Origin of the sequence: Streptomyces sp. NPDC015127 (genome assembly GCF_043080095.1) — a bacterium.
In the GTDB taxonomy this organism is placed as follows: Bacteria; Actinomycetota; Actinomycetes; order Streptomycetales; family Streptomycetaceae; genus Streptomyces.
In genome coordinates, this window is sequence record NZ_JBIBVE010000017.1 from 101,407 (window position 1) to 116,609 (window position 15,203).

General features: G+C 71.3%; 9 protein-coding genes. 5 read left to right on the forward strand and 4 right to left on the reverse strand.

Annotated elements, in window-relative coordinates:
• Nucleotides 1–39: 39 nt before the first annotated feature.
• Nucleotides 40–2,319 (reverse strand): FdhF/YdeP family oxidoreductase, encoded by a 2,280-nt coding sequence (locus ACF08N_RS29940; RefSeq protein WP_392327843.1) that lies wholly within the window; start codon nucleotides 2,317–2,319, stop codon nucleotides 40–42.
• Nucleotides 2,320–2,497: 178 nt separating this feature from the next.
• Between ACF08N_RS29940 and polA the strand changes: the two genes are divergently transcribed.
• Nucleotides 2,498–5,206, forward strand: coding sequence for a DNA polymerase I (polA, locus tag ACF08N_RS29945; protein ID WP_392327844.1), 2,709 nt, complete (start codon nucleotides 2,498–2,500; stop codon nucleotides 5,204–5,206).
• A gap of 55 nt (nucleotides 5,207–5,261) precedes the next feature.
• Here polA and ACF08N_RS29950 read toward each other — a convergent pair whose 3' ends face one another.
• Entirely contained in the window at nucleotides 5,262–6,068 is an 807-nt protein-coding gene (locus ACF08N_RS29950) for a DUF4184 family protein (RefSeq protein WP_392327845.1), read from the reverse strand.
• A 227-nt stretch (nucleotides 6,069–6,295) separates the two neighbouring features.
• Between ACF08N_RS29950 and ACF08N_RS29955 the strand changes: the two genes are divergently transcribed.
• From ACF08N_RS29955 to ACF08N_RS29965, 3 genes are all read left to right on the forward strand, one after another.
• The gene (locus ACF08N_RS29955) at nucleotides 6,296–7,996 is read left to right on the forward strand and encodes a lytic murein transglycosylase (RefSeq protein WP_392327846.1); all 1,701 of its coding nucleotides are present in this window, start codon (nucleotides 6,296–6,298) and stop codon (nucleotides 7,994–7,996) included.
• Nucleotides 7,997–8,218: 222 nt separating this feature from the next.
• Nucleotides 8,219–8,356 carry an SPW_0924 family protein gene (locus ACF08N_RS29960; protein ID WP_392327847.1) on the forward strand — a complete coding sequence of 46 codons (138 nt, stop codon included), beginning with the start codon at nucleotides 8,219–8,221 and terminating at the stop codon, nucleotides 8,354–8,356.
• 10 nt (nucleotides 8,357–8,366) lie between these two features.
• Nucleotides 8,367–9,365, forward strand: a complete 999-nt coding sequence (locus ACF08N_RS29965) for a DUF3068 domain-containing protein (protein WP_392327848.1) — start codon at nucleotides 8,367–8,369, stop codon at nucleotides 9,363–9,365.
• A 205-nt stretch (nucleotides 9,366–9,570) separates the two neighbouring features.
• Here the strand turns inward: ACF08N_RS29965 and hrpB are convergent, their stop codons facing one another.
• Together hrpB and ACF08N_RS29975 are read right to left on the reverse strand one after the other, a co-directional pair.
• The gene (gene hrpB, locus ACF08N_RS29970; protein ID WP_392327849.1) at nucleotides 9,571–12,195 is read right to left on the reverse strand and encodes an ATP-dependent helicase HrpB; all 2,625 of its coding nucleotides are present in this window, start codon (nucleotides 12,193–12,195) and stop codon (nucleotides 9,571–9,573) included.
• Between the two features lie 288 nt (nucleotides 12,196–12,483).
• Nucleotides 12,484–13,287: a class I SAM-dependent methyltransferase gene (locus ACF08N_RS29975; protein WP_392327850.1), complete on the reverse strand. Its 804-nt coding sequence runs from the start codon at nucleotides 13,285–13,287 to the stop codon at nucleotides 12,484–12,486.
• Nucleotides 13,288–13,639: 352 nt separating this feature from the next.
• On the opposite strand from ACF08N_RS29975, the gene rpsA reads away from it, so the two are divergent.
• On the forward strand, nucleotides 13,640–15,133 hold the full coding sequence (rpsA, locus tag ACF08N_RS29980; protein WP_392327851.1) for a 30S ribosomal protein S1: 1,494 nt from the start codon (nucleotides 13,640–13,642) through the stop codon (nucleotides 15,131–15,133).
• The last annotated feature ends 70 nt before the right edge of the window (nucleotides 15,134–15,203 follow it).

Below are 15,203 nucleotides of genomic sequence, written 5' to 3' on the forward strand. Positions count from 1 at the left end.
GATCGTCGTACGGCTGTCCCTGACTGCCTGAGCAAACGCTTAGGCGGACGGAGATTGTTCCAGACGCACGATCACGGACTTGCTGGCGGGGGTGTTGCTCGTGTCCGCCGTGGAGTCCAGCGGCACCAGCACGTTCGTCTCCGGGTAGTAGGCCGCGGCGCAGCCGCGCGCCGTGGGGTAGTGGACCACCCGGAAACCGGGCGCGCGGCGCTCGACGCCGTCCTTCCACTCGCCGACCAGATCGGCGTACGAACCGTCCGCCAGTCCCAGCTCGCGCGCGTCCTCGGGGTGGACGAGCACCACGCGGCGGCCGCCCTTGATGCCGCGGTAACGGTCGTCGAGACCGTAGATCGTGGTGTTGTACTGGTCGTGCGAACGCAGGGTCTGCAGCAGCAGCCGGCCCTCGGGCACCTCGGGGTACTCGACGGGGGCCGCCGTGAAGTTCGCCTTCCCCGTCGCGGTCGGGAAGCGGCGCTCGTCGCGCGGCGCGTGGGGCAGGGTGAAACCGCCCGGCCGGGCGATCTTCTCGTTGAAGTCCTCGAAGCCGGGAACCACCCGGGCGATCCGGTCGCGGATCGTCCCGTAGTCCTTCTCGAACTCCTCCCAGGGCGTCGTCGACGCCGGCCCCAGCACCGCGCGCGCCATCCGCGCGACGATGGCCGGCTCGGAGAGCAGATGCGGGCTCGCGGGCGGCAGATTTCCCCGGGAGGCGTGGACCATGCCCATCGAGTCCTCGACGGTGACTACCTGACGGCCGCCCGCCTGGACGTCCTTGTCGGTGCGGCCCAGGGTCGGCAGGATCAGCGCGCGCCGGCCGGTGACGGCGTGGGAGCGGTTCAGCTTCGTCGACACGTGCACGGTCAGGCGCGCCCGGCGCATCGCCGCCTCGGTGACCTCCGTGTCGGGGGTCGCGCCCACGAAGTTGCCGCCCATGGCGAAGAACACCTTGGCCCGGCCGTCGCGCAGCGCCTCGATCGAGCGGACGACGTCCAGCCCGTGGTGGCGCGGCGGCGCGAAGCCGAACTCCCTCTCCAACGCGTCCAGAAACGCCTCCGAGGGACGCTCGAAGATGCCCATCGTGCGGTCGCCCTGCACATTCGAATGACCGCGCACCGGGCACACGCCCGCGCCCGGACGGCCGATGTTGCCCCGCAGCAGAAGGAAGTTGACCACTTCGCGGATAGTGGCCACGGAGTGCTTGTGCTGGGTCAGGCCCATCGCCCAGCACACGATGACGCGCTCGGACTCCAGCACCATGGCGAGTGCGCGCTCGATCTCCTCGCGCCGCAGGCCGGTCGCGGCGAGGGTGTCCTCCCAGTCCGCCGCCCGCGCGGCGGCAGCGAACTCCTCGTACCCATGGGTGTGTTCGCGGACGAACTCCTCGTCGACCGCGCGCTTCGTCTCCAGGACCAGCTTGTTCAGCAGCCGGAAGAGCGCCTGGTCACCACCGATGCGGATCTGCAGGAACAGATCGGTCAGGGACACGCCCTTGACCATGCCGCGCGGGGTCTGCGGGTTCTTGAACCGCTCCAGGCCCGCCTCGGGCAGCGGATTCACGGAGATGATCCTCGCGCCCGCGCCCTTGGCCTTCTCCAGGGCCGAGAGCATCCGGGGGTGGTTCGTCCCGGGGTTCTGCCCGGCCACGATGATCAGATCGGCCCGGTGCAGGTCCTCCAGCGAGACGCTGCCCTTGCCGATGCCGATCGTCTCGGTCAGCGCGGAGCCGGACGACTCGTGGCACATGTTGGAGCAGTCGGGCAGATTGTTCGTCCCGAATTCGCGGGCGAACAGCTGCAGCAGGAACGCTGCCTCGTTGCTCGTGCGGCCCGATGTGTAGAACAGCGCCTCGTCCGGCGACGACAGCGCGCCCAGCTCCTCGGCGATGATCGCGAACGCCCGCTCCCAGGTCACCGCCTCGTACCGCTCGGCGCCCTCCGGGAGGTACATGGGCTGGGTGATACGGCCCTGCTGGCCCAGCCAGTAACCACTGCGGTTCGCGAGGTCGGCGAGCGGGTGCGCGGCGAAGAAGTCCGGCGTCACCCGGCGCAGCGTCGCCTCCTCGGCGACGGCCTTCGCCCCGTTCTCGCAGAACTCGGCGACGTGGCGCTTGTCGTCCTCGGGCCAGGCGCAGCCGGGACAGTCGAAGCCGTCCTTCTGGTTGACCTGCAGCAGTGTCTGCGCCGTGCGGCGCACACCCATCTGCTGCCGGGCGATGCGCAGGGTGTGCCCGATGGCGGGCAGGCCGGCCGCGGCATGCTGCGGCTCCGCGACCTGGGGCGCGTCCTGGACCGGGTCACCTGCGGGCGGCTTGCTGGCCATCGCGCTCTCCTTCGAGCGTCGTGTGCACTGGTACGACTCCGATCCTTTCACGTACCACCGACAGCGGCCCAGGCCGCGACGTGACCCGGCGCCCCGGACGGGCCCGGCGCCGGGGGCAGGGGCCCGGCGCCGCGGACGGCGGTCGGGAATGTCAGTGGTCCGTGGCAGGATCGGGTCCGTGGCTGAGACAGCATCGAAGAAGACGGCAGACAACCGACCGCGCCTGCTCCTCATGGACGGGCACTCCCTGGCGTACCGGGCGTTCTTCGCGCTGCCCGCGGAGAATTTCACGACCGCGAGCGGCCAGACGACGAACGCGATCTACGGCTTCGCGTCGATGCTGGCGAACACGCTGCGCGACGAGTCGCCCACGCATTTCGCCGTGGCCTTCGACGTGTCCCGCAAGACCTGGCGATCGGCGGACTTCCCCGAGTACAAGGCGAACCGCTCGACGACCCCGGACGAGTTCAAGGGGCAGGTCGAGCTGATCGGCGAGCTGCTCGACACGATGAACGCGGTGCGCTTCGCCGTCGAGGGCTTCGAGGCCGACGACGTCATCGCCACCCTGGCCACGCAGGCGGAGGCCGCCGGTTTCGAGGTGCTGATCGTCACCGGCGACCGGGACTCGTTCCAGCTGGTCAGCGAGCACACCACGGTGCTGTACCCGACCAAGGGCGTCTCCGAGCTGACCCGCTTCACCCCGGCCAAGGTCGAGGAGAAGTACGGCCTGACCCCCCAGCAGTACCCGGACTTCGCCGCCCTGCGCGGCGACCCGTCGGACAACCTGCCGGGCATCCCCGGGGTCGGCGAGAAGACGGCCACGAAGTGGATCAACCAGTTCGGCTCGTTCGCCGAGCTGGTCGAGCGCGCCGACGAGGTCAAGGGCAAGGTCGGGCAGGCGCTGCGCGACCACCTGGAGTCCGTCAAGCTCAACCGCCACCTCACCGAGCTGGTGCGCGACGTGGAGCTGCCGAAGTCCGTCGCCGACCTGGAGCGCGCTCCCTACGACCGCACCGCGCTCAAGGGTTTCCTGGAGGTCCTGGAGATCCGCAATCCGAGCCTGCGCGAGCGGCTGCTCGCTGTGGACCCCGGCGCCGAGGCGGAGGAGGCCCCGGCCCCTGCCGCCGGCGTCGAGCTCGACGGCAGCGTGCTGGGCTCCGGCGAGCTGGCGTACTGGCTGGAGCAGCACGCCGCGCAGCCGCTGGGCGTGGCCACCGTCCACAGCTGGGCGCTGGGCGTCGGCAATGTCAGCGAGGTAGCCCTTGCAGCCGCCGACGGGAAGGCGGCCTGGATCGACACCACGCAGCTGGACGAGTCGGACGAGAAGGCGTTCGCCGCCTGGCTCGCCGACGCGTCCCGCCCCAAGATCATGCACAACGCGAAGGACGCCCTGCGGGTCTTCCCGGAGCACGGCTGGGAGATCGCGGGCGTCACGATGGACACCGCGCTCGCCGCGTATCTCGTCAAGCCCGGACGCCGGTCCTTCGCGCTGGACGCCCTGTCGGTCGAGTACCTGCACCGTGAGCTCGCGCCCGCCGCGGCCGACGGGCAGCTGGCCTTCGGCGCCGACGAGCAGGCCGAGGCCGACGCGCTGATGGCGCAGGCCCGTGCGGTCCTCGATCTGGGTGAGGCATTCGGCGAGAGGCTGACGGAGGTCGGAGCGGCCGACCTGCTCCACGACGTGGAGCTGCCCACATCCCTGCTGCTCGCACGGATGGAGCGGCACGGCATCGCCGCCGACCGCGCCCACCTGGAGGCGATGGAGCAGCAGTTCGCCGGCGCCGTGCAGCAGGCGGTGAAGGAGGCGCACGCCGCGGTCGGCCACGAGTTCAACCTCGGCTCGCCCAAGCAGCTCCAGGAGGTCTTCTTCGGCGAGCTGAACCTGCCGAAGACCAAGAAGACCAAGACCGGTTACACCACGGACGCGGACGCGCTGGCCTGGCTCGCCGCCCAGACCGACCACGAGCTGCCGGTCATCATGCTGCGCCACCGCGAGCAGGCCCGGCTGCGGTCCACGGTCGAGGGCCTGATCAAGACCATCGCGGCGGACGGGCGTATCCACACCACCTTCAGTCAGACCGTCGCCGCGACGGGCCGCCTCTCGTCCACCGACCCGAACCTGCAGAACGTGCCGGTGCGGACGGACGAGGGCCGCGCGATCCGCCGCGGGTTCGTGGTGGGCGAGGGCTTCGAGTCGCTGATGACCGCCGACTACAGCCAGATCGAGCTGCGCGTGATGGCGCACCTGTCGGAGGACGAGGGCCTCATCGAGGCGTTCACCTCCGGCGAGGACCTGCACACCACGGTCGCCTCCCAGGTGTTCTCGGTGGAGCGGTCCGCCGTCGACGCGGAGATGCGCCGCAAGATCAAGGCCATGTCGTACGGACTCGCCTACGGGCTCTCGGCGTTCGGCCTCTCCCAGCAGCTGAACATCGAACCGGCCGAGGCGCGCGTCCTGATGGACACCTACTTCGAGCGGTTCGGCGGGGTCCGCGACTATCTGCGCCGCGTCGTCGACGAGGCCCGGGCGACGGGCTACACGGCGACGATGCTGGGCCGCCGCCGCTATCTCCCCGACCTGAACAGCGACAACAGGCAGCGCCGGGAGGCGGCCGAGCGGATGGCGCTGAACGCGCCGATCCAGGGCACGGCGGCGGACATCGTCAAGGTGGCCATGCTCAACGTGGACCGCGCGCTGACGGAGGCGAAGCTCACCTCCCGCCTCCTGCTCCAGGTCCACGACGAAATCGTGCTGGAGGTGTCCCCGGGCGAGCGCGAGGAGGTCGAGGCGCTCGTCCGCCGGGAGATGTCCTCGGCAGTGTCCCTGCGGGCGCCGCTGGACGTCTCGGTGGGGGTCGGCCCGGACTGGGAGTCCGCCGCCCACTGAGTAGTTCTCCATGGACACCGGCGCCCCGGGGGCCTTGTGCCCCGGGGCGCCGGTGTCACCCGCGGGCGCGGACCCGGGCCGCTGCCCCGTAGAGCAGCAGACCCGCCGCCAGCCCCGCCCCCGCGCCGAAGCACACGGTCGGGATCAGGTCGAGCGGAGTCTCGACGCGACCCCAGTACGCGTACCAGCGCACACAGCGGTGCACGATCCCCGCGAGCACGCACAGCGCCAGCACCGCCCCGGCCGCGCGGCGCTCACTACGGCCGAGCGGCGGCAGGCCGGGCCCGGGCTGCGGCGTCGCCGGCTCCGCACGGCGCAGCGCCGAAGCGAGGAACCAGGTCAGCGCGACCAGCCCCAGGGCCGAACTCCCGTACTGCGTATACGTGTAGAGCGGGAACCCCGCGACCACCTCACCCAGCACGGGCACCAACCGCACCCCCCACCGGTCGACATGGGTGAACGCGTCCCACACCACATGCGTCGTCGCCCCGATCACCGCCGAGACGTAGAACCAGAACGCGGCGACCAGCGGCGGCCGGTCCCGCCAGTCGCGCCCCCGCAGGACCGTGTGCACCCGGGGCCGCCAGGTGTCCGGAAGGAGTGCCACCAGCGGATCACGCACCATCAGCCAGAGCGCGAGCAGCACCGCGGTGACGGCGACGTCCACCGTGAGCACTCCCACGGGCCCGTGTGTCACGCCCCCGAACTCCATCGCGCCCGGTACGAAACTCGCCGCGAAATAGGTCATGTCGGGCGCGAACGAACCAAGGACGAGTGCCGAGGCGAGCAGAGGTCCGCGTGCCGTCCCGTCCCTCCGGATACCCGGCAGCACCGCCGCGGCGTGGCTCACGGTGAACGGCATGGTGTCATCCCCCTGTGGAGACCGCTGTTGATCAACGCGACCCAGTATGCGCGATTCCCCGGTGCCCCCTCCGTGCGCAGCGGATCCGGAATCCGCGGTACCGGTAGGTGGCGAAGTGGTGAATACCGGTCAGGGCCCGGTGTTCTGGGGCCCGCAGGTGCACTAGGGTCACGAGAGACTTCGCGCAGGGGAGCGCGACCAGCCGCCCACGGGGAGGGACCAGACGTATGGCAGCGCAATTCGGCCGCCGGCTGCGCAGGGGAGCCACGACGACCGCCGTTGCCGCGGCCGCCGTGGCCGCACTCTCCGCCTCCCAGGCGCCGGGCGTCGCGCCCGCCACCTCGGGTGGAAGTCAGGAAGCGACCGATGCGACTCCTCCGCCCGGTACGCCGGTCACCGGCAACTCCCCGTACTACACGGACCTCCCCCCACTGAATACCCCTGACAATCCGGGCACTTCGGGTGATGTGCCGGTGACCGGCCCCGGGGAGGCGGGCATACCCGCGACCGTCCTCGCGGCGTACAAGCAGGCGGAGAGGACCCTCGCCGAGACCGATCCCGCGTGCCGTCTCCCGTGGCAGCTGCTCGCGGCCATCGGCAAGGTGGAGTCGGGTCAGGCGCGCGGCGGGCGGGTGGACGCGAACGGCACGACGCTGTCGCCGATCCTGGGCCCGGTGCTGAACGGCGTCGGATTCGCGAACATCTCCGACACCGACAACGGCGCCTACGACGGCGACACCGTGCACGACCGGGCCGTCGGTCCCATGCAGTTCATCCCATCCACCTGGGCCACCTGGGGGCAGGACGCCAACGGCGACGGCCGCAAGGACCCCAACAACATCTACGACGCCGCCCTCGCCGCCGGCCGCTACCTCTGCCACGGCGGCCGGGATCTGACGGTCCAGGACGACCTGGACAGGGCGATCCTCGGCTACAACCACTCGCGCGAGTACCTGCGCACGGTGATGTCGTGGTTCGAGTACTACAAGCGCGGCACCCACGTGGTCCCGGACGGCACCGGTGTGCTGCCCGTGGGCGACGGACCCGACAGCGCCGGGCCCCTGCCCACTCCGACCCCGAACCCGACTCCCACCCCCAAACCGACGCCCACGCCCGGCCCGTCCAAGCCGTCGACGCCGGGTACCGGACCCGCCCAGCCCGGTGAGAACCCCGGCGGCGCGCCCGCGCCGACGCCGCCCCCCACCCCCGCGCCCGTCTCGCGCATCGAGGACGCCGGCACCGGGCGCATGACGGCGACGGCCGGTCAGGTCTTCACCGAGCGCGCCAAGGTCCGGGTGGAGAACTCCGCAGGCAACGGCGTGGCCCGGGAAGCCGTGCGGTTCACCGTCATCGGGGACACCGACACCCGCTTCCCGGACGGCAAGGAGAGCGTGGTCCTGCTCACCGGGGCAGACGGCACGGCCACGGCTCCCGCCCTGCGCGCGGGCGAGAAGACCGGCACCTTCACCGTCCGCGCCACTGTCGAGGGACGGAGCCTGGCGCCCGCCGACTTCATCGCCACCGTGACGCAGCGGGTCGCGGACACGATCGTGAGGACCGGCAGCGAGGCGCAGACGGCCGAGGCCGGCGGCGAGTTCGCCGACGCCATCCAGGTCAAGGCCACCTGCCGAGGCGTGGCTGCCTCCGGTGTCGAGATGACGGCCACCATGATCAAGTCCGGCGAGGACCCGAGTGTGAACGACATGGGCCCCTACTTCAAGGACGCCCAGGGCCGCACCATCCGCACCCTCACCGGCCTGAAGACCGACGCCAACGGCCTGCTGACGCTCCCGAAGATCTACGCGGACACCAACACGGGCACCTTCCGCCTGCGTCTCACCGCACCCGGCGGCGGATCCCTCGACATCGACCTGCAAGTCATGGCCCCGGCCGAGTCCGCGTCCCCGTCCCCGACGCCCACCGGCTGATCCCGACACCGGCTGATCCGGACACCGTCACCGCACCGCCCCTCCGCCCCGGGCCGAGGGGCGGTCGCATGCGTTCCTCCTTTTCTCCCGTTCTCGCGTTCTCACGTTGTTCCGTTCTCCTGTTGTCCTGTTCTTGTGTCGTCGGCTGTTCTCATCTCACGGCGGCATTGCTACGGTGCCCCCTCCCTGACGCTGCATCAGATCAGAACCGGGAGGCCGAGCATGCGAGCCCTCGCCGCCGCTGCCGTCGGACTGGCCGCTGCGTTCGCCCTGGTCCTCACCATGACGGCGATCGGCTCACCCGCCGGTGAGACCTCGCCGAAGCCGCTGCTGACCACCGTCCCCGGCCCCAAGAAGTAGGGAGACGGCCATGCGCCGCAGAGCCGGACTCGTCCTCGTCGCCCTCGCCGTCTTCTTCGCCGCCCTCGCGCCCCTGCTGCGCTGGTACGCCTTTCCCCGGCTCGCCAAGATCCCCGCCGGGCAGTACCAGGAGATGGTGCTCGAGGCGAAGCCGGCGACCCTCCTCGATTACGGCACTCTCACGGCCAAGGAGGTCGAGAAGGTCACCATCGTCCAGACTCTCAAGGGCAACGTGGAGGAGTCCGAGCGGATCGAAGGCAGCGCGGGCCGCGATGTGATCGTCTGGGACACGCTCTCCTACGTCCAGGGGCCCGACGGCAAGATGGTCTCCCAGATCCCCGAGCGCTACATCTTCGACGCCCACAGCCAGGAACCCGTCCACGCCACCGGCGAGTCCGTCGACGGCGACGCCGTGCGACGCGAGGGCATCGAATTCAAGTGGCCCTTCCTCACCGAGAAGCGCGACTACACGTACTTCGACGCCCAGGCCCGGACCTCCGCCCCCATCCACTACAAGGGGACCCGCACCTTCCGCGACCTCGAGGTCTACTACTTCGAGCAGACCATCCCGTGGACCAAGGTGCCCTACCCCAAGAAGATGCCCATCCCCGGTGTGGACGCCACCACCCTCGAGAAGCAGACAGGCACCACCCGCTGGTACACCACCAAGCGCATGTTCTGGGTGGAGCCGGTCACGGGCGCGCCCGTCAACGGAGAGGAGATCCACAAGGAAGAACTCCGCGGCGGCACCCTCCTCGGCGGCCGCGACCGGGTCACGGCCTTCGCCGGCCATGTGAAGATGCGCGAGGACTACATCGACCACACGGTCGACCTCGTGAGCTCCCAGCGACGGCTCGTGCTCCTGATGACCTCCTTCCTTCCGTGGGGTTTTGTCACCCTGGGCGGTGGCCTGCTGATCCTGGCCCTCGTTCTGGAGAGCCGGGGCCGCCGGCCACAGGGCCCCGCTCCAGTGACGACGACAGCGGACACGGAGCCTGCCCGCACCTGACCCGGCCGATGTCAGCCGCCCGGCCCCGGACTCCGTCAGCCGTGAGGCTCCGTCAGCCACGGGGCTCCGTCATCCCTGGGGCGCCGTCAGACGGGCGGCCAGGCTCGTGGCGCCCCTGCGTTCCCGGGGCCGCCCGGCAATCGGAAGCTCACCGGGGGCAGACCGGCCCGTCCTCCCGCCCGCACCCGCCGGCCGGCATCCGTACCTAAGACGACGAGCGCGCGGCGCGGGCCTTCGTGTGGCGGGTGGGCTCGGCCGTCCCCGGGTCCTCGGGCCACGGATGCTTCGGGTAGCGACCACGCAGCTCCGCCCGCACCGAGCGGTACCCCTCCCGCCAGAACGAGGCCAGGTCCGCCGTGACCGCGGCGGGCCGCCCTGCCGGGGAGAGCAGGTGCACCAGCACGGACACCCCCGCGACCTTCGGCGTCTCCCGCAGACCGAAGACCTCCTGGAGCTTCACGGCCAGGACCGGCTGCTCGCCGCCGTACTCCACCCGTATCCGAGACCCGCTCGGCACCTCGATCCGCTCCGGCGCCAGCTCCTCCAGCCGTGCCGCGTCCCCCGTCGCCCATGGCAGCAGACGCTGCAACGCCTCGCCCGCCCGGATGCGGCCCAGATCCACCCGCCGGGCGGCCCGGGACAACTCGGGCTCCAGCCAGTCCCCGGCCCGCTCCAGCAGCGCGGCATCCGAGACATCCGGCCACGGCGCACCCAACACCCGGTGCAGAAACGCGAGCCGCTCCCGCAACCCCTGCGCCTCACGGGTCCAGTGCAGCAGCGCCGGCCCCTCCTGGCTCAGCCCGTCCAGCAAAGCCTGTCGCACGAGAGCCGGATCGGCGTCGACCAAGGGCCGTACGGACAGCTCCACCGCACCCAGGCGCTCCACCCGCCGGGCGACCACGTCCCCGTCCTCCCAGTGCACCTCCTCCCGTTCCGACAGCAGATGAGAGGCGGCCGCGCGCGCCGCCCCCTCGTCGACGACCGCCGCCAGCCGGACCCGCGCGGAGGCCGCGTGCGCGGGCCGGTCGGCGACCGCGACGGCGAGCCATGGAGCCCGCCGCAGGCGCGAGCCCTCGCCGACCTCGGCCCCGGTGCCGGAGACCATGAGAAACGACTGCTCTCCGCGCGCCCGGGCCACCCGCTCCGGGAAGGCGAGCGCCGCGACGAGCCCCGCCGAGGCGTCCTGCCCCATGGCCGCCGCCCCGGACTCGCCTCCGGGAGTGCCGGTGCGGTCATCGGACCGCCCGACTGTTCCTTGGCCCGCACCGGTGCCGGCGTCTTGAGTCGACCTCCCCGGCTCCGGGCGGTCCGCCGCCGCCAACGACGACATCAGCCGGTCGGCCTCGGCCCGCCACCGTGCACCGTAGGCGTCGCCGCCTCGACGCGCCGTGCGCCACGCGGCCGCGAGGTCGTCGCCGTACTCGCGCGGCGGCTCCTCGCTCAGCACCGCCACGATCTCCGCCGCGCGCCGCGCACCCACTTCCGGTGCGCCGTCGAGCAGGGCCCGCGCCAGCCGTGGATGGACCCCGAGCCGCGCCATGCGTATCCCGCGCGCGGTCGCCCGGCCGCTGTCGTACACGGCGCCGATGGCGCTCAGCACGGACCGTGCCGCGGCCATGGCGCCTGCCGGCGGCGCGTCCAGGAGGGCGAGACCGCTCGCATCCGGGTCTCCCCAGCAGGCCGTCCGCAGTGCGAAGGACGCGAGATCGGCGATCTTGATCTCGGGGGAGGGATGGCGCGGCCGCCGGACGTCGTCCGCTTCCGACCAGCAGCGGTACACCGTGCCGAACGCCTCCCGGCCCGCTCGGCCCGTCCGCTGCGTCGCACTGGCCGCGGACACGGGCACCGTCGCCAGCGAGCCCAGCCCCCGTGCGTGGTCGACACGCGGCTCCCGGGCCAGGCCCGAGTCGACGACGATCCGCACGCCGGGCACGGTCAGACCGGACTCGGCGACCGAGGTCGCCAGCACCACCCGCCGCCGGTCACCCCCGCGCAACACCGCCTCCTGCACGGCCGCCGGTGCCCGTCCGTGCAGCTGAAGGACCTCGGCGTCCACTCCGTCGAGCATCCCGGCCGTACGCGCGATCTCGCCCGTGCCCGGCAGGAAGCACAGGATGTCGCCCTCGTCGCGGTCGAGCGCCAGGCGCACGGTCGCCGCCACGTGGCGGAGCATCTGCGGATCGACCCAGGTGCCATGCGCCGGGCGGACACCGGCGGGTGGCGGCGCGAAACGGACCTCCGCCCCGTACCCCTGGCCCTCGCTGCGGACGACAGGCGCGGGCCCCGAGCCGTCGAGCCGGGTCAGCAGCTTGGACCACGCTTCCGCGTCGCTCGTCGCCGACGCCGCGATCAGCCGCAGCTCGGGGCGCAGCGTCGCCCGTACGTCGACCAGGAAGGCGAGCGCGCTGTCCGCGTCCAGATGCCGCTCATGGCATTCGTCGAGCAGGACCACGTCCACACCGGTCAGCTCTGGATCGCGCTGCAAGCGCTGGAGCAGCACGCCCGTTGTGACCACCTCGACGCGCGTCCGGGATCCGGTCCTCCGCTCACCGCGCACAGAGAACCCGACGCCGTCGCCCACTTCCTGACCCAGAAGCCACGCCATCCGGCGCGCGGCGGCCCGCACCGCCATCCTGCGCGGCTCGGCCACCAGCACCCGGCGCCGCGGGCCGTCCCCTATGAAGCCGGCGAGCGCCAGCGGCACCAGCGTGGTCTTGCCGGTGCCAGGCGGGGCGTGCAGGACGGCCGTGCCGCGCTCGTCGAGCGCGGCCAGCAGGTCGGGCACGGCATGGCGGACGGGAAGGCGGTCGATTGCTTCGGTTCGGATCACGCCATCAGTCTCGTACGGACCGCCGATCTGCCGTTCCGGGTTGTCCACAGAGCAGCGGCACTCGTGCGTTCATACGACAAACGCGGCTCAGGAGTGGCGGTGGTCCGACGGCGGGGTCGGCACCGGGCGGCGGACCGCCACTGGACGCCGGCCCGCCGCGGAGCGCCGGCCCGCCGCGGAGCGCCGGTCCGGCAGCGGGGTGCCGGCGCCGGGCGCCGGCCCGCCACTGGACGCCGGCCCGCCACTGGACGCCGGCCCGCCGCCGGGCGCCGGACCCGCAGCGACGGCTCAGTCCCGTTCGCAGACGAAGATCGCCGTTCCCGGAATCAGATTCCCCCGCAGTGGCGACCAGCCGCCCCACTCCTGGCTGTTCCACGCCGGCCACTCCGGCTCGACCAGGTCCACCAGCCGGAAGCCGCCCGCCACCACGTCGCGCACCCGGTCCCCGAGTGTGCGGTGGTGTTCGACGTAGACGGCGCGGCCGTCCTCGTCCTGTTCGACGTACGGAGTGCGGTCGAAGTACGAGGCCGCGACCGACAGCCCCTCGGGTCCCGGCTCGTCGGGGAAGGCCCACCGGATCGGGTGCGTCACCGAGAAGACCCACCGCCCGCCCGGCCGCAGCACTCGCCGGACCTCGCGGAAGACCCGCACCGGGTCCGCCACGAAGGGCACCGCGCCGTAGGCGGAACAGGCCAGGTCGAAGGAGCCGTCCCGGAAGGGGAGCGTCCCGGCGTCCGCCTCCACGAGCGGGACGCCCCCGCCGATGCGCAGGGCGTGCTGCAACTGCCGGTGGGAGAGGTCCATGGCCACGGGCCGGGCGCCCTGCGCCGCCAGCCAGCGCGAGCACTGCGCCGCGCCGGCGCCTATCTCCAGAATGTCGAGGCCCTTCAGTGACCCGGCGGGCCCGAGCAGCCCCGCCTCCGCCTCGTCGAGTCCCTCGGGGCCCCAGACGAAGCGGTCGTCGCCCAGAAAGGCGCCGTGGTCCTGCTGGTACTCGTCAGCGTTCCGGTCCCACCAGCAGCGGTTTGCCCGGCTGCTCTCCGCGTCTCCGGCATCACGGCGGGTCGCTTCCGGTTCGAATTCTTGGCTCATCGTCACCGTCGTTGTAGTTTGCGTATCGCGCCGTCGGCGGGCCCGAACGAGGCCATTGTGGCCTCGGCAAACATTAGTTGTGCCGGGTATGTGGTGTTCTGCCCCGGGTGTGCGGCTTCGCGCATTGACCGTGTCCGGCTGCCCCCGTATGCTACAAGTTGCGCTGCGGGCCTGCGCGCCTCAGACGGAGCAGGCCGCGCTCGCATCTGTATGTATGTCCCCTCGGTTCACGAGGCGCCTCCGGATTCCTGGTCGGCGCTTCCTAGGCTGTCCGGTCTTCTGCAGCTGCGATACGGGCTCTCGGCGTAGCAGTACCTACGACTTCAATGTCCGTACCGGAGCCCTTTCCCACATGACGAGCAGCACCGAGACCACCGCCACCACCCCGCAGGTTGCGGTCAACGACATCGGTAACGAGGAAGCCTTCCTCGCCGCGATCGACGAGACGATCAAGTACTTCAACGACGGCGACATCGTCGACGGCGTCATCGTGAAGGTCGACCGGGACGAGGTCCTGCTCGACATCGGTTACAAGACCGAAGGTGTCATCCCGAGCCGCGAGCTCTCGATCAAGCACGACGTCGACCCGAACGAGGTCGTCAAGGTCGGCGACGAGATCGAGGCCCTGGTTCTCCAGAAGGAGGACAAGGAAGGCCGCCTGATCCTCTCGAAGAAGCGCGCCCAGTACGAGCGTGCCTGGGGCACCATCGAGAAGATCAAGGAAGAGGACGGCATCGTCACCGGTACCGTCATCGAGGTCGTCAAGGGTGGTCTCATCCTTGACATCGGCCTCCGTGGCTTCCTGCCGGCCTCCCTCGTCGAGATGCGTCGTGTCCGCGACCTCCAGCCCTACGTGGGCAAGGAGCTCGAGGCCAAGATCATCGAGCTGGACAAGAACCGCAACAACGTGGTCCTGTCCCGCCGCGCCTGGCTCGAGCAGACCCAGTCCGAGGTTCGCCAGACCTTCCTCACCACCCTCCAGAAGGGTCAGGTCCGCTCCGGCGTCGTTTCCTCGATCGTCAACTTCGGTGCCTTCGTGGACCTGGGTGGCGTCGACGGTCTCGTCCACGTCTCCGAGCTGTCCTGGAAGCACATCGACCACCCGTCCGAGGTTGTCGAGGTCGGCCAGGAGGTCACCGTCGAGGTTCTCGACGTGGACATGGACCGCGAGCGTGTCTCCCTGTCGCTGAAGGCGACGCAGGAGGACCCGTGGCAGCAGTTCGCCCGGACCCACCAGATCGGTCAGGTCGTCCCGGGTAAGGTCACCAAGCTCGTTCCGTTCGGTGCGTTCGTCCGCGTCGACGAGGGCATCGAGGGTCTGGTCCACATCTCCGAGCTGGCCGAGCGCCACGTGGAGATCCCGGAGCAGGTCGTCCAGGTCAACGACGAGATCTTCGTCAAGGTCATCGACATCGACCTCGAGCGTCGTCGCATCAGCCTCTCGCTGAAGCAGGCCAACGAGTCCTTCGGTGCCGACCCGGCCTCGGTCGAGTTCGACCCGACTCTGTACGGCATGGCCGCGTCGTACGACGACCAGGGGAACTACATCTACCCCGAGGGCTTCGACCCGGAGACCAACGACTGGCTGCCGGGCTACGAGGCCCAGCGCGAGGCGTGGGAGACCCAGTACGCCGAGGCGCAGCAGCGCTTCGAGCAGCACCAGGCTCAGGTCATCAAGTCCCGCGAGGCCGACGAGGCCGCTGCTGCCGAGGGTGGCGCCGCCGCTCCGGCCGCCGCGCCGACCGGCGGTTCGTACTCCTCGGAGTCGGACGACAGCTCCGGCGCCCTGGCGTCGGACGAGGCGCTGGCCGCCCTGCGCGAGAAGCTGGCCGGCGGCCAGAGCTGAGGCTCTGACCCCGGGCTGCTGAGCAGCTGATGTAAGGCCCGCTCCCCATGGGGAGCGGGCCTTACTGCGT